At 49.7% G+C, this 25,038-nt stretch carries 15 protein-coding genes; 8 read left to right on the plus strand and 7 right to left on the minus strand.

The features are described 5' to 3' along the window. Nucleotides 1-51: 51 nt before the first annotated feature. The 4 genes from ACKX2L_RS05540 to ACKX2L_RS05555 all read left to right on the plus strand — a co-directional run bounded on the left by ACKX2L_RS05540 (nucleotide 52) and on the right by ACKX2L_RS05555 (nucleotide 5,895). Nucleotides 52-1,929: a PTS sucrose transporter subunit IIABC gene (locus ACKX2L_RS05540; protein WP_497552791.1), complete on the plus strand. Its 1,878-nt coding sequence runs from the start codon at nucleotides 52-54 to the stop codon at nucleotides 1,927-1,929. Nucleotides 1,930-2,139: 210 nt separating this feature from the next. Then, entirely contained in the window at nucleotides 2,140-3,744 is a 1,605-nt protein-coding gene (locus ACKX2L_RS05545; protein ID WP_497552792.1) for a glycoside hydrolase family 32 protein, read from the plus strand. 12 nt (nucleotides 3,745-3,756) lie between these two features. After that, entirely contained in the window at nucleotides 3,757-4,719 is a 963-nt protein-coding gene (locus tag ACKX2L_RS05550; RefSeq protein WP_497552793.1) for a carbohydrate kinase family protein, read from the plus strand. A gap of 75 nt (nucleotides 4,720-4,794) precedes the next feature. Further along, nucleotides 4,795-5,895 carry an RluA family pseudouridine synthase gene (locus tag ACKX2L_RS05555; RefSeq protein WP_497552794.1) on the plus strand — a complete coding sequence of 367 codons (1,101 nt, stop codon included), beginning with the start codon at nucleotides 4,795-4,797 and terminating at the stop codon, nucleotides 5,893-5,895. 526 nt (nucleotides 5,896-6,421) lie between these two features. Here ACKX2L_RS05555 and ACKX2L_RS05560 read toward each other — a convergent pair. The 6 genes from ACKX2L_RS05560 to pyrG form a co-directional block, all read right to left on the minus strand. Beyond that, on the minus strand, nucleotides 6,422-7,312 hold the full coding sequence (locus ACKX2L_RS05560) for a DMT family transporter (RefSeq protein WP_497552795.1): 891 nt from the start codon (nucleotides 7,310-7,312) through the stop codon (nucleotides 6,422-6,424). Beyond that, nucleotides 7,312-8,526, minus strand: coding sequence for an LL-diaminopimelate aminotransferase (locus ACKX2L_RS05565; RefSeq protein ID WP_497552796.1), 1,215 nt, complete (start codon nucleotides 8,524-8,526; stop codon nucleotides 7,312-7,314). Before ACKX2L_RS05565 ends, ACKX2L_RS05560 begins: the two co-directional genes overlap by 1 nt. 137 nt (nucleotides 8,527-8,663) lie before the next feature. Next, nucleotides 8,664-9,503: a diaminopimelate epimerase gene (dapF, locus tag ACKX2L_RS05570; RefSeq protein WP_497552797.1), complete on the minus strand. Its 840-nt coding sequence runs from the start codon at nucleotides 9,501-9,503 to the stop codon at nucleotides 8,664-8,666. 155 nt (nucleotides 9,504-9,658) lie between these two features. Then, nucleotides 9,659-10,219, minus strand: coding sequence for an ANTAR domain-containing response regulator (locus tag ACKX2L_RS05575; protein WP_497552798.1), 561 nt, complete (start codon nucleotides 10,217-10,219; stop codon nucleotides 9,659-9,661). A gap of 19 nt (nucleotides 10,220-10,238) precedes the next feature. Continuing rightward, on the minus strand, nucleotides 10,239-11,528 hold the full coding sequence (locus ACKX2L_RS05580; protein WP_497552799.1) for a glutamine synthetase family protein: 1,290 nt from the start codon (nucleotides 11,526-11,528) through the stop codon (nucleotides 10,239-10,241). A gap of 91 nt (nucleotides 11,529-11,619) precedes the next feature. Then, entirely contained in the window at nucleotides 11,620-13,227 is a 1,608-nt protein-coding gene (pyrG, locus tag ACKX2L_RS05585; RefSeq protein WP_497552102.1) for a CTP synthase, read from the minus strand. Nucleotides 13,228-13,624: 397 nt separating this feature from the next. On the opposite strand from pyrG, the gene ACKX2L_RS05590 reads away from it, so the two are divergent. The 4 genes from ACKX2L_RS05590 to ACKX2L_RS05605 all read left to right on the plus strand — a co-directional run bounded on the left by ACKX2L_RS05590 (nucleotide 13,625) and on the right by ACKX2L_RS05605 (nucleotide 23,644). Then, nucleotides 13,625-15,730: a glutamine synthetase III family protein gene (locus ACKX2L_RS05590; RefSeq protein WP_497552840.1), complete on the plus strand. Its 2,106-nt coding sequence runs from the start codon at nucleotides 13,625-13,627 to the stop codon at nucleotides 15,728-15,730. A 10-nt stretch (nucleotides 15,731-15,740) separates the two neighbouring features. Continuing rightward, a complete protein-coding gene (gene asnB / locus ACKX2L_RS05595) occupies nucleotides 15,741-17,330 on the plus strand; it encodes an asparagine synthase B (protein WP_497552800.1) in 1,590 nt (529 codons plus the stop codon). Nucleotides 17,331-17,550: 220 nt separating this feature from the next. Then, nucleotides 17,551-22,074 (plus strand): glutamate synthase large subunit, encoded by a 4,524-nt coding sequence (gene gltB, locus ACKX2L_RS05600; RefSeq protein ID WP_497552801.1) that lies wholly within the window; start codon nucleotides 17,551-17,553, stop codon nucleotides 22,072-22,074. Between the two features lie 58 nt (nucleotides 22,075-22,132). Further along, on the plus strand, nucleotides 22,133-23,644 hold the full coding sequence (locus ACKX2L_RS05605) for a glutamate synthase subunit beta (protein ID WP_497552802.1): 1,512 nt from the start codon (nucleotides 22,133-22,135) through the stop codon (nucleotides 23,642-23,644). 224 nt (nucleotides 23,645-23,868) lie between these two features. Here ACKX2L_RS05605 and ACKX2L_RS05610 read toward each other — a convergent pair whose 3' ends face one another. Continuing rightward, nucleotides 23,869-24,981, minus strand: coding sequence for a helix-turn-helix domain-containing protein (locus ACKX2L_RS05610; protein WP_497552803.1), 1,113 nt, complete (start codon nucleotides 24,979-24,981; stop codon nucleotides 23,869-23,871). Nucleotides 24,982-25,038: the final 57 nt, after the last annotated feature.

Raw genomic sequence — 25,038 nt, forward strand, 5'->3', positions numbered from 1 at the left:
CAAAAGCCCTAGATGAAAGTTCTCACAGCAACCAGTAATAAGGAGGGATATATGGATTACAGAAAAGCGGCTGAGGAAGCCTTGCGGGATATCGGCGGCAAGGAAAATATCGTATCCGCAGCACATTGCGCAACGAGACTTCGGCTTGTCATTGCCGACAATTCCAAAGTCAACAAGAAGAAACTTGAAAACGATGAGGGGGTAAAGGGTGTTTTCGAGGCATCCGGCCAGCTCCAGATCATTTACGGAACAGGAATCGTAAATCAGGTCTTCGACGAATTCATAGCGCTTTCGGGCGTAGAAGCCGGTACCAAGGATGATGTCAAGGCAGCAGCTGCCGAGAAGCAGAACTGGTTCTTACGTGCGATCAAGACCTTGGGCGATATTTTCATCCCGATCATTCCGGCCATCGTCGCATCCGGACTCTTAAACGGTCTCCTGGGCGGCCTGTCCAGTGCCATTCCGTCTCTCTCGAATTCGGATACCTTCCAGCTGATCAATCTCTTTGCAGGTGCAGCACTTTCCATGCTGCCGATTCTGATTGCGATTTCAGCTGCGAAGAAATTCGGCGGAAATGTATACCTCGCCGCAGTTATCGGCTTCGTTATGATCCATCCCAGTCTCATCAATGCCTGGTCGGTTGCCGGCATGGATCCTTCCAAGATCGGCCACTTGGGTGTCTGGTTCGGCCTCTATAAGATTGACCAGGTCGGCTATCAGGGCCATGTCATTCCGGTCATCATTTCCATCCTTCTTATGAGTAAACTGGAAAAGTGGCTTCATAAGCATGTACCGGCGATGCTGGATCTCTTTGTTACCCCTCTGGTCACTGTCCTTGTTACCGGTTATCTGACTATGACCATCATCGGACCGGTCTTCGCCGTTGTAGAGGGCTGGGTCGTAAACGGAGCCCAGGCTCTGATCCGTCTTCCTTTCGGTGTCGGCGGAATTCTGATCGGCGGTCTCTATGCCATCACGGTTGTTGCCGGTCTCCATCATATGTATAACATGATCGAGGCTCAGATGGTTTCTCTGAATCCTCCGATGAATACCTGGATGCCGATCGCGACCGCAGCAAATGTAGCCCAAGGTGCTGCAGCCCTGGCTGTCGCTGTTAAGACCAAGGATAAGAAGATAAAGTCCATGGCAGCCCCCGCTTCCATGTCCGCTTTCCTTGGAATCACAGAGCCGGCGATTTTCGGTGTTAACGTTCGTTTCATGAAGCCTTTCATTGCAGGTCTGATCGGTGGTGCAGCCGGTGGATTCGTTGCTGCCATCACAGGAACCTATGCAACGGCTTATGGTATTACCGGTCTCTTTGGCTTTTTGATCACAACGAAGACGATCGTGACTTACGCTCTGACCATGCTGGTTGCCTTTGTTGTAGCCTTTGCTGTTTCCTTTGTCATCTATCAGGATGAGAAGGAAGAAGAGCCGGAAGTGGAAGAAGAGGAAAAGGAAGTTAAGGCCCTGATTGATGACAAGGAAGTTCTTGCTCCTCTTGCCGGAAAGGTCGTGCCTCTTCGTGAAGTTCCGGATGAAACCTTTGCCAGTGGTGTTCTTGGCAAGGGATGTGCAATTGAACCCATTGAGGGTAAGGTTTATGCACCGGTTGATGGTGTGATCTCTGTCGCATATGAAACAAAGCATGCCATCGGTATTACCGGTGATAACGGCGCAGAATTACTGATCCATGTCGGTTTAAATACGGTCGAACTGAACGGTGAGCATTTCACAAGCCATATCACGGAAGGTCAAAGGGTGAAGAAGGGAGATCTTCTTCTGGAATTTGATCTGGAGGCCATCCGTCAGAACTATAAGACGGTCACACCGATCCTGATTTCCAATCCGGATGATTTCTCAGAAATCCTGGTGGAAGATGTCGCAGATGTGAAAGCCGGCGATAAGCTTTTAGCCGTAATCCGATAAGGAGCCGTCAGGAGAACTGCCTGATGGGATAAGCTCCTGGCCGTGATCCGATAAGATGTCGTCAGGAGAACTGTCTGATGGGATAAGCTCCTGGTCGTAATCCGATAAGGAGTCGTCAGGAGAGCCATATGAAGTAAATCGACAAAGATAAAGATAAAGAAAAATGGCAGCAGCATTTGCTGCCATTTTTTAACACGAGAGGAGATTAGAATGGATAAAGGAAAAGGTTACCGTCCGCATTTTCACATCCAGCCTCCGAAAGGTTGGCTGAACGATCCCAATGGTTCTGTCTGTTATCAGGGGCTCTATCATATCTTTTTCCAATATGCGCCGGACAGTCCGCTGGGAAGCGGCAGAAAATGCTGGGGCCATTATACATCCGAGGATCTGGTTCATTTTACTTTTGAAGGCATTTCCCTTTATCCGGATCATCCCATGGACAAGGACGGGGTCTATTCCGGAACTGCCTGGATCGGTGAGGACGGTCTGGAATTGTATTATACGGGAAATGTAAAGCATCCCGGAAATTATGATTATATTAATGAGGGCCGTGGCCATAACGTACTCCGCGTAAAAACGAAAGATGGATTTTCCCTCTCCGAAAAAGAGCTTCTTTTGGAAAATAAGGACTATCCCTCAGATCTGTCCTGCCATGTCAGAGATCCGAAGATCTTCTTTGAAAATGGACGATACCACATGCTTTTAGGTGCCAGAAGCAGGGATTCCCATGGCGGTCTTCTTCTTATGAAATCTGAGGACCGGGATCATTGGGAGATCGAGCGGGAATTTTTCCCGGATGATTTCGGCTTTATGCTGGAGTGCCCGGATTATTTTGAAATAGATGGTCAGAGAGTGGTAGCTTTCTGCCCTCAGGGAGTGGAAAGCCGGGACTGGCATTTTCAGAATATCTACAATTCGGGCTATATTTTCCTGTCGGAAGACTTATCTGCAGGAAGGGATGAGAAGCTTTTGGGGGAGGAAGCGAAGGGAGAGAAGATCCTTTTTCATGACGACGGTAATGAAAATCTTCGGAGGGAGATCCGGAAAGAGTATTTCCGGGAATGGGATCTTGGTTTTGATTTCTATGCCCCGCAGACTTTCGCCACACCCGATGGCCGGCGGATCCTGATCGGCTGGGCCGGTGTGCCGGATGTGCCTTATGGGAATCATCCCTCCATCGAGGAGGGCTGGCAGCATACGATGACTCTGCCGAGGGAACTCAGCCTTCGAAACGGAAGATTGTATTCACAGCCGGTGAGGGAACTCGCTCGGGCCCGCGGAAGGAAACTTTCCTGGGATAAGGATCACAAGTTTTTGGATTCGACTTGCCTGGATATTATGATCTCTGCCAAGATGGATGCGAAGCTTTCGAGGAAGGAAATGATTTCTGACAAGATGGATGCGAAGCCTCCGAGGGAGGAAATTCTTTCTGGTGATGACCGGGGAAGGAGCGTGGGAGTATCTTCCGAATCTTCTGATAGAATGGAAAATGCAGGCCCTGCTCTCCATCTTAAGATCAACGATGATTTCTGCTTTGAAGTAGATGGCGAGACCGGTATGGCAAGTCTTCGCTTTCTGAATGACACCGGCGATGGCAGAGATGTGAGAAAGGGCCGTCTTACGGCTTCGAATGGCTTCGAGAATCTTCGCCTTGTCATGGATCGCTGCATGATCGAGCTTTATTTAAATGACGGAGAACTTGTCTTCACCAGTCGTTTCTATCCGAAAGACTTGGAGGGAGTTTCCCTTTCTTTGGAAGAAGATTATGATGTAGAATGTTATGAGATCGAGGATACGATCCATATTTCGGAGTGAGGAGGAATCAATATGAAACGTTTATATGCGATTGGCGAAGCTCTGATTGATATGACGCCGACGGAGACCGGCTGTGGAATTTCGGAAGTCAACTCTTTCAGCCCTCATGTGGGCGGTGCACCTGCCAATGTTCTGGGAGCTTATCGGAAACTGGGCGGTGAGGCCAGCCTGATCACCCAGGTCGGCGATGATCCTTTTGGCGATAAGATCGTAAATCTTCTGGAGGAGTATGGGATCGATCACTCCAAGGTGCTTCGGACAGAAGAAGCAAATACATCTTTGGCTTTTGTCGCTTTAAAAGAAGACGGCGGACGAGAGTTCAGCTTCTATCGGAAACCCGGAGCCGATATGCTCTACGATCCGGCCAATATCGGCGAAGACTGGTTCGATGACGGCTTTGGTCTACATTTCTGCTCGGTGGATCTGGGCGACTTCCCGATGCGGGAGGCGACGCGAAGGGCCATTCTGATCGCGAAGCAGAAGGGACTTCTGATCTCCTTTGATCCCAATCTCCGCTTCAACTTGTGGAAAAGTTCCGAAGATCTCCATGAAGCCGTACTTTCTTTCCTGACTTATGCGGATCTCGTGAAGATCTCGGATGAGGAACTGTCCTTTATCACCGGCAAGGAAGATGTCCCGGCTGCCATGGGCTGGCTTTTTGAAAGATATAGTGACCTGAAATTAATTGTCTATACCGAGGGAAAGAATGGCCAGCGGGCTTTTACCCGAAAGGTCAAGGCAAGGGATACATATACCGAAAGTCATGCTGTTGATACGACCGGCGCAGGCGATGCTTTTATCGGCTCTTTCCTTTATCAGTTGAGTGAGCATTGCCTTACAGCTGGGGAGCTTTCGGAGCTTTCCGAAGAGACTTTGAATGCTATGCTGCATTTTTCGGGCCGTTATGCCGGAAAGAGTGTGACAAGAGCCGGGGCTATCCCCAGTTATCCGACAGCGGAGGAGATGCAGGAGTAAAAAATGCTGCTTTGATTCGTTGGGAGGAAGATGTGAGATCCATGACAGGAGTGAAGTCTGTGAGGAGACAGTTTTGTGGAATTGAGGGGCACCGTTATCTTCGAACGGATGACAGGAAATGTTATGAGAGAGTTTTGTGAAATTGAGGGGCACCGTTATCTTCGCATGGATATCAGGAAAGAGGAAGAAGGCCTGACCATTCACTGGATTCTTCGCTCCAGTCTTAACCTGTCAGAACGGATCATTCGGCGGATCAAGAGAAGACCAATGGGCGTGCTTCTGGATGGGGATTATGCCTTCGTGACCGAACGGGTCCGGACCGGACAGATCCTTTCCATCCGATTGACCGATCCTGGAGAATATGACCGGGGCGGGGAGTCGGTCTGGATGAAACCACAGGCAGGGATGCCGCCTCTAGAGATCCTCTATGAAGACTCTGATCTGATTTTCCTGAATAAAAAGGATCATGTGGTCTGTCATCCTTCTCCGGGGCATTATGCAGATACGCTGGCTAATCAGGTGGCAGATCATTTGGGACTGGACCGGGGCAGGATCTATCCGGTTGGGAGACTGGATCGGGATACCTCTGGTATTGTTTTGTTTGCTAAGAATTCCGATGCAGCAGGGATCATGACTTTGGAGCGGACCCGGGGCGACTATCAGAAGACCTATCGAGCCTGGGCTGATGGCCTGATATCGGAGGACACCTTTACGATCGATCGGCCGCTTCGGAGGAAAGCAGGGTCCCTTATGCTCCGGGAAGTCGGAGAAGACGGGCAGACGGCAGTTACCCATTGCAAGGTCATAAAGAGGGATCCGCTTGGCAAGCGGACCCTTCTTTCCATTACGATTGACCAGGGACGGACTCATCAGATCCGGGTTCATCTGGCTTCGATTGGGCATCCGATTCTGGGGGATCCCCTTTATCATCCACAGGGGGATGTCCCTTATCATCCACATGGGGATTTCCATTATCATCCGGATGAGCTGGGAGAGGAGAAGGGACAAGAGGAATTTCGCTTGGGCCCGGGAAGTGAGAAAAAACCGGAGGATCCACGGATCATAAACCTACCCCTTCAGCTTCAGGCCTATCAGGCCTCCTGGTTGTCTCCTTATTTGATGGAAGAAATGACACTGACTCTTTCAGATCGGCAGAATCCAAGTTTTCTTACTTGAAATCCTGCTTAATTTCTTGCTTTGAATGAAGTGGAAGCAGAACATGCAGATTCTGGGAATAGTGTGGATTCTGGGAATAATGTGGATCCTGCTCCCACACCAGCTGAATATTCGATATATGAGATCTTTTTAAAATCATGCGTGTTTTATGGTTGAATGAGGCGGGTTTTGTAGCTGAATATTCGATATATGAGATCTTTTTAAAATCATGCGTACTTTTAGGATGGAAAACACGCATGATTTCAAAAAGATTTTGTATATCGAATTTTACAGTCTAAAATCGGCTATTTTCCAGTTGAAAACACGCATGATTTCAAAAAGATTCTGTATATCGAATTTTACGGCCTAGAACCAGCCTAGAATCGGCTATTTCCAGTTGGCCCTTTCCAAATGAAACCACAATTTCCAGATGAAACCCCACATGATTTTTATGCTTTGCATCTGACATTAGAAAAAAGCAAAATTAAATCGCCGATCCTTATGCCGGCTTCTTTGTCGATCAAATCGACGATCACATCGCCGATCCTTAGGCCGGCTTCTTCTTCGAGATCAAGAAGAGCATGAAAAAGATACAGGCAAATCCGACCAGATCCCAGAAACCGAAGGGAGAATGGAAAACCAAGGCGGAAACCAAAGCAGCGGTCACTGGTTCGGAAAAGCCGTAAAGGATGCCACGATTTGGTCCGATCAGGCTGACACCTTTGATATAAGAAGTGAAAGCCAGGATATTCCCTACGATGACTACAAATACAATTCCAAAGAGACCAACCATACTTGGTCGGTATTGGATCTTGAAGCCACCGGTAAGAAGGCCGATAATAATGCCGCCGGCCAGAAAGGACCAGGCCTGGAGGACGGTGACAGGATAACGTTTTGTGAGGAATGGCGCAGCCAGATTATAAACGCAGACAAAGGCTGCGCAGAGGACTCCGGTCACGATTGCAATGGGCGGAAAAGCCAGTTCCTGCAGATTACCGTGGGTGATGATCAGAAGGACCCCGACAAAAGCCAGGCCAATGCTTGCAACTTCGACAAGCATTGGCCGCTTTTTATTGATGAAACAGGTCAGGACCAGGATCATGACGGGCGATAAGTCCTGCATGATCGTGGCAAGGCCGGCAGATGAATATTGAATGGTCATGAAATAGGTAAGCTGACAGAAGGACACACCCAGAATTCCATAGATGGTCAGGAGAAGAAGTGTCCGCTTGTGCTTTACGATATCGAAAAGAAGTCTTTTCTCACGAATCAGACAATAGATAAAAAGGATGAGTCCTGCGAGAAAAAGGCGGATGGGGGTCAGCCAGCGGGCGTCCATACCCTCTCTTGTGAAAAGGAATTGGCCCATGGAGCCGGACAACCCCCAGCAGATCCCGCCAAAGGTCGTAAGAAACGCACCCTTCGATTTCTGTGACATCAGATTTTCTTGATCCTCTCCAAAGCAGCCAGGGTATTCTCATAGGAACCAAAGGCAGTCAGGCGGAAATAACCTTCTCCGCTCGGACCGAAGCCTGCACCCGGTGTGCCGACAACATGAGCCTTATCCAGGAGATAATCGAAGAAATCCCAGGAAGTCATGTTTTCCGGAGTCTTCAGCCAGATATAGGGTGCATTGATGCCACCGTAGACCTCAAAGCCTGCGTCAGCTAGGCCTGCTTTGATGGTATGGGCATTTCGCATATAATAAGCCACTTCTTCCTTGACCTGTTTCTGTCCTTCATCGGAGTAGACGGCCTCGCCGGCTCTCTGAACAATATAGGGCGCACCGTTGAATTTCGTTCCATGTCTTCTGGCCCACATATCGTGAAGGCTGGCACCATTGGATACCAGGTCTTTGGGAACTACGGTAAAGCCGAGACGAACACCGGTGAAGCCTGCATTCTTGGAGAAAGAGCGGATCTCAATGGCACAGGTTCTGGCTCCTTCACACTCATAGATGGAGTGGGGCACATCATCCTCAGTGATATAGGACTCGTATGCGGCATCGTAGATGATCAGAGCCCCCTCCCGGTTGGCATAATCCACCCAGTCCTGGAGCTGTTTCTTATTCAAGGTTGTTCCGGTCGGGTTATTGGGATTGCAGAGATAGATGATATCCATTTTCCGTTTCGGAAATTCCGGAACGAAGCCATTTTCTCTGACACAAGGCATGTAGACGACATCCGACCATTTGCCGCTGGCCTCGTCATAAGTTCCGCAACGGCCTGCCATGACATTGGAATCAATGTAGACCGGATAGACAGGATCGGTCACAGCGATAATATTATCCACGCTGAAGAGTTCCTGAATATTTCCGGAATCGGATTTAGCACCGTCAGAAATGAAGATCTCATCGGAATAAACCTCTGCTTTCAGGGGCTTGTAGACCTTCTCCACCAGGATATCCCGTAAGAAGGGATAGCCGAGATCCGGAGAATATCCGTGGAAGGTCTCGGCATGACCCATTTCATCTACCGATTTATGAAGCGCTTCAATAACCTTTGGAACCAGAGGCTGGGTGACATCGCCGATACCGAGCCGGATCAGATCGGCATCGGGATTGGCTTCCTTATAGGCAGCTACCTTTTTGGCAATGGTGCTGAAGAGATAGTTACCGGGGAGCTTCTGGTAGTTGGTATTGATTTTATACATCGTTTTCCTCCTTCAATTTTTCAGACATCAGATGGTAATTATTCGGATATCAGGTGGCAATGATTCAGATATCAGATGGCAATCATTCAGATATCAGATGGCTATCATTCGGATATCAGATGGCAATGATTCAAATATCAGATGGTAATATTACCGGAAAAGACCGTCGTAGCCGGGCCTTCCATATAGATGGTATCTTCTTTTTCATCCCAGGTATTCTGGAGATGGCCGCCCAAAAGTTCGATGTCGCAGGTTCTGTCTGCCAAGCCGTTTTTCACGGCAGCGGCCAGGATGGCACAGGAACCGGTTCCGCAGGCCAGAGTCTCGCCGGAACCTCTTTCCCAGACCCGCATACGAAGATGTGTCCGATCCAGGACATTCACGAACTCGGTATTTACGCCTTCCGGGAAGATGGGATTTTTTTCAAAATGTGGACCGATCTTTTCCAGATCCAGATCCCGGACATCTTCTTTACAGAAGATGACAAAGTGGGGATTGCCCATGGAAACCGCTGTGCCGAAATATTCTTTTCCAAGTACGGTCAGTGGCTGATTTACCATTTGCGGACCGTCAAATGTTACCGGTACCAGCTTGGACTCGAAAACAGGAGCGCCCATATTGACGCGGACTTTTTCAATTTTTCCATCCGGCCCCGGTGTCATGACAAGCGTCTTAATTCCAGCCAGAGTCTCGACTGTGATTGTCGTTTTCTTTGTCATACCATGGTCATAGACATATTTACCGACGCAGCGGATGCCATTTCCACACATCTTACCGCGGGAACCGTCAGCGTTATACATGATCATCTGGAAATCTGCAACGCTACTCCCGGCAATCAGGATCAGTCCGTCCGAACCGATGCCAAAATGGCGGTCACTGACAAAGCGGGCTGTTCCCTCCGGATCCGGGATCATATTCTTCGTGACGTCGACATAGACATAGTCATTGCCGCAGCCATGCATTTTTGTAAATTCCATAGAGGATTCCTCCTTTTTTCAGTTATAATACTTTTCTCACCGGCATACCAGCTAGATCTTGCATATAACCGGCGAAAAGCCAGGACAATCATAGCGGCTTTTTGTGATAAATCCGGCGAAAGCCCAGGCCCATCACAGCAGTTTCTTGTGATAAGCTAGCGAAAAGCCAGGATCATCTGGGCCGTCTCAACCAGGCTCCGTCCCATATCCATAGAGTTCTTCTGCAGATAGCGGAAAGCCTCCGGCTCTGACATATGGTTTCTCTCCATAATAAGGATTTTGGCCTCGTCCAGAAGCTTCTGGTCTTCGGCAGATCGGGGCTTGGGTTTCTTGTTTCTCTTTTCTTTTTTCTTTTCCTGACGATAGACATATTCCAGCCCGCCCAGCATCATATCGACGGTCTCGATGAGATCCGTGGAATGAATCGGCGCAGACAGGGCCATGACATCCTCTTCCTTACGATCTGCTATGTGCCTTGGGGAATCCAGAAGCAGCATTTCGTAGAAGGAAGACATGCGATGAAGGACATGGACATAATCGGTATCCTTCATTCGAACCGGACAGAGCAGAAGCCCGGTATTATCTTCGGACATCTCCCGGAGGGCTTCACTGCCGCCGGAGACGATCCGGACATCCTCGAAGCCATGTCGAAGGAGAAGCGTACGAATCTTTTCAGATGTCGTTTCGTTTGGAAAAGCCAATAGGATAAAACTCAATATGGCTCTCCTTCTTCCATCAGATCCGGCCTAAGTATTCCCGGATCTCCCAGTCGGTAACTTCTTTTGCATAGGAATCCCATTCCGCTTTCTTTTCGGAAATGTAGACCGATGCGTAGTTATCACCATAAAGCTGTCGGAAGAAATCGTCTTCAGAAAAGGCTTTTATAGCGTCAATCAGAGTTTCAGGCAGAGCCTGACCCTGGCAGTCCGGCTTAGGCAGAGGAAGTTTCTTTTCGATTCCTTCCAGTCCTGCTGCCAGGAGATATGCAATATTTAAATATGGATTGGTTGCTCCATCCGGCAGTTCCCATTCGATGACCGTCCGGTCATTTTCATTTTTTGATACCGTAACCAGTGCCCGGTAATCGGAAGGAGACCAGTAGATCCCTTTCGGATCATGGAAACGGGAGATGGAACGCTTATAGGAATTTACAATGGGATTGGCAATGGCACAGGCGCCACGCATATGAGCGAGCAGTCCTGCAATAAAATGCTTTCCGTCTTCGCTTAAGCCATAAGCATCGTTCGGATCCGTAAACCAGTCTTTGGTCAGGTCCTGACAGGATGCATTCAATGCCATGGCAGAACCGGGCAGATCCGCCCGGGGCTTAGGCATGAAGGTCGCATAGAAACCATGACGGACGGCAATGGTCCGGACGGTATTCCTTAAGGTCAGGATCCGGTCCGCCATCCGAATGCCGGTCGCCTTCTGGAAAGACACCGCATGTTGAGCAGGAGCATCTTCGTGATGAGAAGATTCCATTTCAAATCCCAGATTCTCCAGAGCGAAAATGATATCCCGGCGGGCATTTTCTCCGGAGTCCAGAGGCGCCATATCCAGATAATAGGCATGCTCCGTTGTCTGATTGGTCGGAAGACCGTTTTCATCGGTATCAAAGAGGAAGAATTCGCATTCCGGGTTCAATTCAATGTAGAGCCCCTTTTCTTCTGCACGCTTCAACTGCTGACGGAGGATGGTTCTGGGACTTTCCGGTAAGAGATTTCCCTCCCGATCCGTAAGGTCACATAAGAAACGGGCGACTTTGCCGTTCTGCGGTCTCCAGGGCAGAATAGCGAAGGTATCCAGATCCGGCATCAGATAGATGTTCCGATAGCCTAAGGCCTTGGCACCCCGGATATGAAAACCGTCAATGGAACAGCTGCCGTCCAATGCCTTTTTGATCTGGGCTCCGGTCACGGCAATATTCCGAAGGACACCGAAAAAGTCTGCAAACTGCAAGCGTATGAACTTGACGTCCTCTTCATCGATCATGTGTAAGATGTCTTCTTTTGTGTAATAACTCATGACAGCCTCCTGTTACTGATTTCCCTTGGGAGCTTTTTCCTTTTTCTTTTCCTGTTTTCGTTTCGATATCAGGCGTTTCAGCCCTCAAGGCCTACTGATTCTGGTAGTCCACAGCTGCCTGCACCAGACCGCGGAAGAGGGGGTGGGCCTTATTGGGTCTGGATTTAAATTCCGGATGGGCCTGGGTCCCGATATAAAAAGGATGATCCTGGATCTCAACCATCTCCACGATCCTTTCATCCGGAGAGAGGCCGACGGTCTTAAGACCCTTCTGATTCATGATGGCCCTGTAATCATTATTGAACTCATATCTGTGACGATGACGTTCGGAGATCTCTCTTGAGCCGTAGAGCTTCATGGAGAGGGAATTACTGTCCAGTATGCAGGGATATGCGCCCAGACGCATGGTTCCGCCAAGGTCTGTGACATCTTTCTGCGATGCCATAAGGTCAATGACCGGATGCAGGGTGTCAGGAGCAAATTCCGTGGAGTTTGCATCATGATATCCCAGAACATCTCTGGCAAAGGCAACGACTGCCATCTGCATGCCCAGACAGATACCGAGATAAGGAATCTTCTTTTCTCTGGCATAACTTGCAGCGATGATCATGCCTTCGGTGCCACGATTTCCGAAACCGCCCGGAACCAGAATGCCGGAAACACCCTTTAAGAGCTTGTCAGCACCTTCTTTTTCCACCTCTTCGGAATCCACCCAGCGGATCTTGACCTTGGTCTGGGTAGCAATGCCGCCATGGGCCAGGGCTTCTACGACCGAGAGATAAGCGTCATGCAGTGTGATGTATTTACCTACAATAGCGATCTCGGTTTCCTGCTTGGGATGGTGTTCTCGGTCGACCATCTCTTCCCATTCTTTTAATCCGGTCGGCTCCGGATTCGGGAGATTCAGGCATTCCAGGACAGCGCCGGCCAGGTTTTCCTTTTCCATAAGAAGAGGAACACTGTAGAGTGACGGAGCATCCAGGTTCTGAATTACATGGTCGCTTTGGACATTACAGAAGAGAGCGATCTTATCCTTCATGGACTGAGGCAGAGGATATTCGGTCCGGCAGACCAGGATGTCCGGCTGGATACCGATCTCCAGACACTTCTTAACGGACATCTGCGTCGGCTTGGTCTTCATTTCCTGGGAGACGCGGAGATAGGGGATGAGAGTGACATGGATCATGATGGCATTCTCCCGTCCGATATCGTGCTGGAACTGGCGGATGGCTTCGAGGAAAGGCTGGCTCTCGATATCACCGACAGTACCGCCGACTTCGATGATGGCGATCCGATCTTCCTTGGGGTCATCGCTGCGGTAGAAGCGGGACTTGATTTCATTTGTGATATGAGGAATGACCTGAACGGTGCCTCCGCCGTAGTCTCCGTGTCTTTCTTTATTCAGAACGGACCAGTAAATCTTGCCGGAGGTGACATTGGCATTGTGATCAAGGGATTCGTCGATGAAACGCTCATAGTGGCCCAGATCCAGGTCAGTTTCGGTTCCGTCATCCGTGACATAGACCTCGCCATGCTGGATGGGATTCATGGTACCCGGGTCTACATTGATATAGGGATCGAATTTCTGCATGGTGACACGATATCCCCGGGCCTTTAAGAGGCGTCCCAGAGAGGCTGCCGTGATGCCCTTGCCGAGGCCGGAGACAACGCCGCCTGTTACGAATACGTACTTGATCATTTTTCTTCCTTTCTTTTACAAAACATTTTCAAAAGAAAATGCCGTCAGCGAAAAGGGGTAAAAACCCCTGCTACGCTGACGACAATGCCAACTCTTGTCTTTCGATCTTAAGTTCGTCCTGTCTGTCAGCTCACGCGTTAGGACGGACAGTAGTCTTCGATTGATAAACATATAGATAAATATACACCGGAATCGCCCCTGTGTAAATTATGAAAATGAAATGAAAAAAACCATTGACAAGGCCGGGGTGATTGAACTACAATTCCCACAACAAAGCAAAGGCGCTTTGGATACGCATACCGTGTCCAAGGCGCCTTTTTTGTATTTCATTCAGAACAAAACAACAAAGTACAGGCTGCTGGGAATCGCAGCAGGAAGCTTAAGGAAGGAGCAGGTTATGGAACAGATCAATGTCCCGGAGATCTATGGAAGCATGGTCTTCAATGATAAGGTCATGAAGGAACGTCTTCCCAAGGATGTTTATAAGGCAGTAAGGAAAACGATCGATAATGGAACGACTTTGGAACTGACCGTTGCCAATACGGTTGCCGCCACCATGAAGGAATGGGCTATCGAGCGGGGCGCCACCCACTTCACCCACTGGTTCCAGCCCATGACCGGTCTTACCGCAGAGAAGCACGACAGCTTCATCAATCCTGACGATAAGGGCAATATCATTATGAATTTCTCCGGCAAGGAACTGGTCAAGGGCGAGCCGGATGCCTCCAGTTTCCCTTCCGGCGGTATTCGCGCTACTTTTGAAGCCCGCGGCTATACTGCATGGGATCCTTCTTCTCCTGCCTTTGTAAAAGACGGATCGCTCTATATTCCGACAGCCTTCTGCTCTTACACCGGCGAATCGCTGGATAAGAAGACTCCGCTGCTTCGCTCCATGGACGCTCTGAATCATGAGGCTGTGCATATGCTTCATTTTCTTGGAAAAGAAGATGTAAAGCATGTCGATACGACGATCGGCTCCGAGCAGGAATATTTCCTGATCGACAAGGATATGTACCTGTCCCGTAAGGATCTGGTTCTGACCGGACGGACTCTTTTCGGAGCACCGGCTCCCAAGGGTCAGGAGATGGAGGATCATTACTTCGGCGTTCTGAAACCGAGAGTCTCCGAATTCATGCATGACCTGGATCAGGAACTCTGGAAGCTGGGCGTCCCTGCAAAGACCAAGCATAACGAAGTTGCACCGGCTCAGCATGAGCTGGCTCCGGTCTTTGAAATGAGTAATATTGCGGTAGATCACAACCAGCTGACCATGGAGATCATGAAGAAGGTTGCAGATCGTCATAACATGGCCTGCCTCCTTCACGAGAAGCCATTCGACGGCGTCAATGGTTCCGGTAAGCATGTCAACTGGTCCATGGGTACCGATACCGGGGAAAACCTTCTGGAACCGGGCACGACACCTGCAGAGAATACACAGTTTCTGGTATTCCTGGTCGCTGTTATTGCGGCTGTAGATAAATACGCTGATCTCATGCGTGCCAGTGTTGCGACCGCAGGAAACGATCACCGTCTGGGCGCCAATGAAGCACCTCCCGCTGTTGTATCGATCTTCGTCGGCGATGAACTGGCCCAGATTCTGGATGCCATTGAAAAGGGCAAGACCCCTGAGGATGCCAAGCACACCCTGATGGACATCGGAGCCAAAGTCCTTCCGACTCTGACCAAGGACACGACCGATCGTAACCGGACTTCACCTTTTGCCTTCACCGGCAATAAGTTCGAATTCCGTATGCCGGGCTCTTCTGTTTCCGTCGCAGATCCCGCCATTATCTTAAATACTGCAGTTGCAGATTCTCTCCGCGAGATCCGCAAGTCTCTTGAGGGTACGCCCAGGGAAGAGCTGGAGACTGCTATCATGGCCCATCTGCAGGCACTTCTGAAAGAGCATCACAAGATTCTCTTCAACGGAAACGGTTATGCAGAAGACTGGGTAGAGAAGGCCGAGGCAAGAGGCCTCTATAACCTGAAGAGTGTGCCGGATGCTATGCCTGCCTTTATTGCAGAGAAAAATGTAGACCTCTTTGAGAGATTCCATATTTATAACGCATCTGAGATCCAGGCTCGTTATGAGATCAATCTGGAGAACTATGCTAAGGCCATCCACATCGAGTCTCTGACCATGCAGGATATGGTAAAGAAAGACGTAAGACCGGCCCTTGTTTCTTATAGTTCGGATCTTACAGAGGAGGCTCTGGCCAAGAAAGAGCTTTCGGAAGATATCGACACCGAGATGGAGACAGATCTCGTCAAGGAACTTTCCGAGGATGCCAAAGGGATCCGGACCGGCTTAAAGAAGCTTGCCGCTGATACCAGGACAGCAGAGGAAGAAGAGGACAGCCTGAAGAAGGCCAGGTTCTATCATGATGTGATCCTTCAGGATATGGCGGACATTCGTTCCTGCATTGATGCGGCAGAGGCTGAGATCCCTTCTGATTACTTGAATTATCCGACTTATGAAGAGATGATGTTTTCTCTGAGATGAGGAGGATCTTATGTGTTCAATTTTAGTATGGACCAATCCCAAAGCGGATCCGTCCCGTTTTAAAGAGGCGCTTTTTACAACCACTTCCAGAGGCCCGGACGACAGCCGGGTCCTCTCGAATGAGGCCGGACTTATGGGCTTTAACCGTCTGGCTATCATGGGCCTTACGGCAAGCGGCATGCAGCCCTTTACCCTGGATCAGGATATGCTGGTCTGCAATGGCGAGATCTATGGTTTCCGTCCTTTGAAGGATAAGCTGGAGGGAGAAGGTTATCGTTTTGTATCGGAATCGGATTGCGAGATCCTGCTTCCCCTTTATCGGGAACTGGGATGCGATATGTTCCGGGAACTGGATGCAGAGTTTGCTCTGGTCCTCTATGATGCATCGACCCATTCTTATGTGGCTGCCCGGGATCCGATCGGGATCCGGCCACTCTATTATGGATATGACAGCGACGGCTGTATTGTCTTTGCTTCGGAACCCAAGGAGCTGGTCGATCTTTGTCAGGGCGAGATCATGCCTTTTCCTCCGGGATCCTATTATAAGGACGGCGCCTTTGTGACCTACTATGATCCGGCAGAAGTCCGCCGGGTGTCTTACGATGATATGGAGACCATTTCCAGAAATATCCATGATCGACTGGTGTCCGGGGTGAAGAAGAGAATGGATGCGGATGCACCCCTTGGCTTCCTCCTGTCCGGAGGACTGGATTCTTCTCTGGTCTGCGGTATTTCGGCCAGACTGACCAAGAAACCCTTGGAGACCTTTGCCATCGGCATGGATATCGACGCGATCGACCTGAAGTATGCGAGAGAGGTTGCAGATTATATCGGATCCAACCATCACGAAGTCATTATCAGCCGCCAGGATGTCCTGGATGCCCTGGAGCCTGTCATTAAGGCTTTGGGGACCTATGATATCACGACGATCAGGGCTTCGATCGGTATGTATCTCTGCTGTAAGTGGATCCATGAGAATACCGATGTCCGGGTCCTTTTGACAGGCGAGATCTCGGATGAGCTCTTCGGATATAAGTATACGGATTTTGCGCCGAGTGCCGAGGAGTTTCAGAAGGAAGCCGTAAAGCGGATCCGGGAACTTCATATGTATGATGTCCTTCGGGCAGACCGCTGTATCAGTGTAAACTCCCTGGAAGCCCGGGTTCCTTTCGGCGATCTGGCTTTCGTTCGTTATGTCATGTCGATCGATCCCGAGAAGAAACGGAATCACTATCATAAGGGAAAATATCTCCTGCGTCATGCTTTTGAAGAGGATCATCTGATTCCGGAAGATATTCTCATGCGGGAGAAGGCCGCCTTTTCCGATGCGGTCGGTCATTCTCTGAAGGATGATCTTTCCGATTATGCGGAATCTTTCTATACGGATGAAGAATATGAAGCAAAGCGGATGAAGTATGATCATGCTCGTCCTTTCACCAAGGAATCCCTTCTCTATCGGGAGATTTTCGAGAAATACTATCCGGGACAGTCGGCCATGGTCAAGGATTTCTGGATGCCCAACCGGACCTGGGAAGGCTTGAAGGATGTCAATGATCCGTCTGCCAGAGTCCTTTCGAACTATGGGGACAGCGGGAAGTAAAAGAGAGAAGGCCTTAATTTTATTAGCTGCAAAGTATAATTACTTTAATTTATTTTGCATTTGATTTTGATACGTTAATTTAATAAAGTTTTGTTTGACAGATGGTCCCAGGGGATGTAAACTCTTATCCAATACAAGAGGTACAGACAAAGGCGTCTGCCGACCGGTCTCCGAGAGGAGGTCTGTCGGTAGGCGCCTTTTTTTACAGAAAGGACGAGTCATGAATCAGAATCCTTCTCTTCTCTACAATGACAGAGAACATGATGCCTGCGGTATCGGAGCTGTTGTCAATATCGACGGCCGGGTGGAACACCGGACGGTCGATGACGCACTCCATATCGTAGAACGGCTGGAACATCGTGCCGGAAAAGACGCCAGCGGCAAGGTTGGCGACGGTGTCGGAATCCTCCTCCAGATCTCCCACAAGTTCTTTTCGAAGATCATGAAGGAACGTGGCATTGACCTTGGGCATGCCAGGGATTATGGCATTGGCATGTTTTTCTTCCCTCAGGATCGGATGAAGCGTCAGATGATGCAGAGAATGTTCCAGGTCATTGCCGAGAAGAACGGTATGGAATTCCTGGGCTGGAGGGATGTACCTACGAATCCGGGCATTCTCGGCCAGGTTGCCATTGACAGCATGCCCTACATTTGCCAGGGCTTCGTCAGGAGACCGGAAGACATCGAGAGGGACATCGCTTTCGACCGGAAACTCTATGTCACCCGGCGTGAGTTCGAGCAGAGCGCGGACGGGACCTATGTCTGCTCCCTTTCTTCCCGGACCATTGTCTATAAGGGAATGTTTCTGGTCGGCCAGCTCCGCCTCTTCTATCCGGACTTAGATGACGAGGACTATGAGAGTGCGATCGCCATCGTTCACTCCCGTTTCTCGACCAATACGACGCCCAGCTGGGAGAAGGCCCATCCTTACCGCCTGATCGCCCATAACGGTGAGATCAATACCATCCGAGGAAATATAGACCGTATGCTGGCGCGGGAAGAGACCATGGAGTCGCCGGTCCTCGAAGATGAGATGGATAAGATCTGCCCGGTGGTCAACCGGAACGGATCCGATTCCGCTATGCTGGATAATACCCTGGAATTCCTCTATATGAATGGTATGGACCTGCCTCTGGCTGTGATGTCCACCATTCCGGAGCCTTGGAAGAAGAATGATTTCATGCCCCAGGAGAGGAAGGACTTTTATCATTATTATGCAACCATGATGGAGCCCTGGGACGGACCGGCAGCCATCCTCTTCTCGGATGGCGATATTGTCGGCGCTTCTCTGGACCGGAACGGCCTTCGTCCTTCCCGCTACTATGTGACGGATGACAAGCGACTGATCCTGGCGTCCGAAGTTGGTGTCCTGGATATTCCGGCTGAGCATATCGTCGAGAAGTCCCGCCTCATGCCGGGCCGGATCCTTCTCATTGATACCAAGAAGAAGCGGATGATCCCGGATGAAGAGGTCAAGGCTTATTATTCCGGCAAGAAGCCTTACGGCGAGTGGCTGGATATGAACCTTCTGCATCTTGAGAATCTGAAGATCCCCAATAAGAAAATTCCGACCTATGACCAGTCCATGCGGGACCGTCTCTATAAAGTCTTCGGCTATACCTATGAGGAAGTAAATGACGAGATTCTGACCATGGCAAAGACCGGCGTCGAGCCGACCATGTCCATGGGTCATGATGTACCTCTGGCTGTTCTCTCTGAGAAGCATCAGCCGCTCTTCAATTACTTTAAGCAGCTTTTTGCTCAGGTGACCAACCCTCCGATCGACTCTCTTCGTGAGAAGATCGTTACGGACACGACGGTCTACATTGGATCCGACGGTAATCTCCTTCAGGAGAAGGGACAGAATTGCAGAGTCTTAGAGGTCAATAACCCCATCCTGTCCGGTGTTGATATCATGAAGATCCGCTCTCTGGATCAGCCGGGCTTTAAGACCACGACGCTGCCGATCGTCTACTATAAGAATACTTCTCTGGAGAGGGCGCTGGATCAGCTCAATGTATCGGTTGACCGGGCTTTCGAGCGGGGATATAACATCATTATTCTTTCGGACCGTGCGATCGATGAGAACCATGTACCGATTCCGTCTCTTCTGGCGGTTTCTTCCGTCGAGCAGCATCTGGTTGCGACCAAGAAGAGGACCCAGGTATCTCTGATCCTGGAAAGCGGAGAGCCGAGAGATGTCCACCAGTTTGCCTGCCTCTTAGGCTTCGGAGCCCGGGCGATTTATCCTTATCTGGCTCAGGAATGCATTTCCGAACTCATTGATCTCGGCATCCTGGATAAGGATTATCATACGGCCATTGAAGACTATAATATGGCAATCTTAAAGGGCATCGTAAAGACGGCGGCCAAGATGGGAATTTCGACTCTTCAGTCCTATCAGTCGGCAAGGATCTTCGAGGCCATCGGTCTCTCGAAAGAAATTATTGACAAGTACTTTACCGGAACGGTCAGCCGGGTCGGCGGTATCGGACTCGATGACATTGCAGCTTCTGTCACCTATCGCCATAACCATGCCTTTGATCCCATGGGTCTGTCCGAGGATACGACCCTGGATTCGGTCGGCTTCCACAGACTTCGCTCCGGTGCAGGCGCAGAAGATCATATGTATCGTCCGGAAACCATTGTGACTCTTCAGCAGGCTGTCCGGAAGAGAGATTATAAGGTATTCAAGGATTACTCCAGCCTGGTGGATGATGATAAGCCGCATACGCTCAGGGGGCTTATGGCTTTCCATCCGGTTCAGAAGCCGGTTCCGATCGAAGAGGTCGAGCCCATTGAATCCATCGTCAAGCGTTTCCAGGTTGCCGCCATGTCCTATGGAGCCATTTCTCCGGAAGCCCATGAGACACTGGCTCTGGCAATGAACACATTGGGCGGCCGGTCCAATACCGGTGAGGGCGGTGAGGACTCCGCTCGTTTCGGGACCAAGACCAATTCCAGGATCAAGCAGGTCGCATCCGGACGTTTCGGTGTGACCGAGGCTTATCTGGTGTCCGGCGATGAGATCCAGATCAAGATGGCTCAGGGTGCAAAGCCCGGCGAAGGCGGGAACCTGCCCGGAAGAAAGGTCAATCTGGATGTCGCCAAGGCCAGGTTCTCAACGCCCGGCGTTTCTCTGGTATCTCCTCCGCCTCATCATGATATCTATTCCATTGAGGATCTGGCGGAATTGATCTATGACTTAAAGAATGCTAATCCCAAGGCGCGGATCTCCGTTAAGCTGGTTTCCGAAGCCGGCGTCGGAACCATCGCCTGTGGTGTTGCCAAGGCAGGCGCTCAGGTGATCCTGATCTCCGGTTATGACGGAGGCACCGGCGCGGCTCCCTATTCCTCCATCCATCATGCCGGACTTCCCTGGGAACTCGGTGTGGCAGAGGCCCAGCAGGCTCTGATGGAGAATGGCTTGAGAGATCGTGTGGTTCTGGAAACCGACTCCAAGCTTATGACCGGCCGGGATGTGGCGATTGCAGCTTTGCTTGGTGCCGAAGAATTCGGTTTCGCTACTGCTCCCCTGGTGACCCTGGGCTGCTCTATGATGCGGGTCTGCTCCAAGGATACCTGCCCTCAGGGTATTGCAACGCAGAATCCGGAACTTCGGAAGCGCTTCCAGGGAAAGCCCGAGCATGTCATTAACTATATGTGCTTTGTGGCACAGGAACTTCGGGAGATCATGGCAATGCTGGGCTTTCGGACCGTATCGGAAATGGTTGGAAGGACGGATTGCCTGAGAACCAAGGATCATCAGATCACAAAGCGGGCCGAAACGGTACAGCTTTCCGGCATTCTGGATCAGACCTACGCCGGGAAAGAAGAATCGCATTTCAATCCGGATAAGGTCTACGATTTTCATTTGGAAAAGACCGTTGATGAGAGCCAGATCCTGCCGGCCATGAAGGAAAGCCTGGAAAAGGGCGAAAAGAAGGAGATCTCGATCACGGTCAAGGGGACCGACCGGACCGTCGGAACCATTTTTGGTTCGGAAGTCACCCGCCGCTTCGGAGAGCAGGAAGTCAAAGACGATACCTTTACGATCCACTGCACCGGCGCAGGCGGCCAGTCCTTCGGCGCCTTCCTGCCACATGGCGTGACCTTGACCTTAAAGGGTGATGCCAATGACGGTGTCGGTAAGGGCCTGTCCGGTGGTAAGATCGTTATCACACCGCCGGATCATGCAGGATTTGACCCTTCGAAGAATATTATTGTCGGAAATGTAGCCCTCTATGGAGCAACCAGCGGAACCGCTTATTTCAACGGTGTTGCGGGTGAAAGGTTTTTGGTTCGAAATTCCGGTGCGACTGCGGTTGCAGAAGGATGCGGCGATCATGGCCTGGAATATATGACCGGAGGACGGGCTGTCATCCTCGGCCCGACCGGAAAGAATCTGGCAGCCGGAATGTCCGGCGGTATCGCCTATGTCCTGGATATGAATCATGATGTCTATCGAAAGCTGAATAAGGATATGGTCTTCATGACGGAGGTCACGGAGAAGTATGACGTGGCAGAACTTCGGAATATTATCAGCGACTATATCAAGGCAACCGGTTCGACCCTGGCACAGAAGATCATGGATGAGTTTGAGGAGTATCTCCCTTACTTTAAGAAGATCGTTCCGAACGATTATCATAAGATGGTTGTCTCAATCTCCCATTTTGAGGAGCAGGGCATTTCTCATGAGAATGCAGTTAAGGAAGCCTTTGCAGCCATGCAGGCGCAAGGGTGAAGACTTGATAAAAACTTCGGAAGAGAAAAAGAAAAAAGCTTAGAATACAGGAGGGCGTATGGGCAAGCCAACGGGTTTTCTGGAATACAGAAGAGAGGCAAATACAGATATTCCGCCGAAACAGCGGATCGAAAATTATGAATATTTCCACGAGGCAATCAGTGAAGAAGACAGGAGAGAGCAGGGCGCACGCTGCATGAATTGCGGCGTTCCCCTCTGCCAGTCAGCAATGAAACTTCATGGCATGGTGACCGGATGTCCGCTTCACAATCTGATTCCGGAGTGGAATGATGGGATCTATCAGGGACAGCCGGCATATGCCTACTCCCGTTTGCAGAAGACGAACAGCTTTCCGGAATTTACCGGCCGTGTCTGCCCGGCTCTCTGTGAGAAAGCCTGCACGGAAGGGGAACATGGAGATCCGGTCACTATTCGTGACAACGAGCTCTATATTATAGAAACGGCATTTGAAAAGGGCTACCTCAAACCCCGGATCCCGGAGGTTCGTTCTGATAAGAAGATCGCTGTCGTTGGTGCCGGTCCTGCGGGTCTTGCAGCAGCGGACCGCCTCAACCGGAGAGGCCACAATGTCACGGTTTTTGAGCGGGAAGACCGGGTCGGCGGCCTTCTGATGTATGGCATTCCTAATATGAAGCTTCCAAAAGATGTGATCGAGCGCCGGAGGAAGCTGATGGAAGAAGAGGGTGTGACTTTCCGGACCGGAGTCAACGTCGGATCGGACATGAAGGCAAAAGATCTCTTAAAGGAATTTGATGCGGTCATTTTGGCTTGCGGTGCCAAGAAAGCAAGAAGTCTTCCTGCGGCAGATCCGGAGAAAATCGGCGGAGTCTACTATGCAGTTGATTTTCTGACCCAGGCAACCCGGGATCTGCTGGAAGGAAAGGTGACCGGAGGCCGGGCCAATGCCGGCCAATGTAAACCAGGCAAAGATGCCGGAAAGAAGTTTGCCTATGGTAAGAATGTAATTATCGTAGGCGGCGGTGATACGGGAAATGACTGCCTTGCAACTGCCATCCGCCAGGGGGCCAAGAGTGTGCTCCAACTGGAAATGATGCCGGAGCCGCCGGTTGAAAGAACGAGCGACAATCCCTGGCCGGAGTGGCCCAAGACCTTGAAAACGGACTATGGCCAGGAAGAAGCCATTTCCCTCTTCGGCAAGGATCCGAGAGTCTATGAGACGACCGTGAAGTCCGTCGAGACCAGGAAAAATGGCGATCTGAAATCCGTTACTACAGTAAAGGTGAAGTTTGAAAACAGAAAGATGGTGGAAGTCGAGGGTACGGAGAAGACCTATCCCTGCGACCTGCTTTTAATTGCAGCTGGCTTTGTCGGCGCAGAAGATCTGGCACCCAGGGACTTCGGCATCAAGCTTACCGCCAGAAATGTTGTAGAGACGGAAGAGGGAAAGTATGCAACAAATGTCCCCGGCGTCTTTACGGCAGGTGACATGCACCGGGGCCAGTCTCTGGTCGTCTGGGGTATTGTCGAAGGCCGCCAGTGCGCCAAGGAAGTCGATGAATATCTGATGGGCTATAGCGGGCTGGCGTGAAAATCTTGCCTTGGGGGCGATTTATCGTAATACAGAGGGAATTCTAAAATTACGATAGCTGGTGTCTTGGAGATGGGGCGATTTATCGTAATACAGAGTGAATTTTAAAATTACGATAGTAATGCCCTCGGAAACTTCCTGATTTATCGTAATACAGGCTGACATCAAGAAATCCGATAGTGAATTCAAGCTTTCACTATCGGATTTTTCTATTTTGCTTTGTATTACGATAATTGCCTCGGGGCGGTCATCTCACCGTCATTTCCCGGATGAAGAGTATTAGTTTTTATATTTTTCCGATATGCACCAGGGGTTTGACAATAGACGGCACGAAAACAGTTATAGAATTGTGTTGTATTGGTGAATTGCAGATAGGTCATGATCTCTGCAATGGGGAGGTCTGTGGAAGCCAGGAGATCGGCTGCCTTCTTCATACAGATTGATATACCGAAGTTGGAAAGGTTTGTTCCGGAATATTTTTTCATGATGGTATTTAAATAATTGCCTGAGTAATGAAGTGTCTTTTCGAGTTCTGCACGTGAAATTCGGCCATTGGTTTCCTCCATGAGGCGACAGATATGGCAGTAAAGCAGATAGTCAGGTGCTGATTTTACTTGAATCTTAGACATATGAAAATGTGAATTATCCCCAATATATGCCATTAATTGCAATAAAAGACCTTCCAGGATCAATGTACTTCCAGGGAATGGATGTTGAATGATATTCATAAAATTCAGACAAAGCGGATCGAGCACTTCCATCCAATTATCATTGGTCATAGTAGGCATGAAGTCCAAGTATTCTTTTCCATTTGTTTTATGGCTATTTTCTATCATAAAGCTAAGAAGAGGATTCTTTCCGGGAAGTTCTTCCTTTGGAGAAAAACAATTCTGTTCTGCTTCCGAAAGCTGCTGTACTAAGGCTTTGGAAAGACCAATAAAAAGAATCTTGGCTGGACTGTAAAACATCTCCTTATGGGAAATGTTTCGATTCATAAGACAGCAACTGCCTTTTCGAAAAGTAAATTCAGAGTGTTCGATTTCCTGATGAACTTCTCCATCCAGTACAATCAGAAGTTCATAAAAATCATGATGATGGGGAGAGCGCCCGTTAAATGTTCGAATTTCCTGTTCACTTCGGAAGAAATGGGTGAACAGATGAGAAGGAGATGCCAGTAAAAAATTCACAAAGATATTTCCGTTTGATCCTATGAGACAAGTTTCCTGTGTAAATTGCACGGGCGAGAGAATCTCAATATAGTTTTCGCTCTCTTTGCCGGCTACATGTGTCCGGATGATCTGCTCTATCAGATAACGATTGTTTTTTTCTTCAGACATAGATATTTCCTTCACGAATATGATAAGAATTCATGACCTTGTATTTCCGTTTCTGTC

It is taken from the genome of Porcibacter vitabionis (assembly GCF_046263795.1).
Classification (GTDB): domain Bacteria; phylum Bacillota; class Clostridia; order Lachnospirales; family Lachnospiraceae; genus Lachnocurva.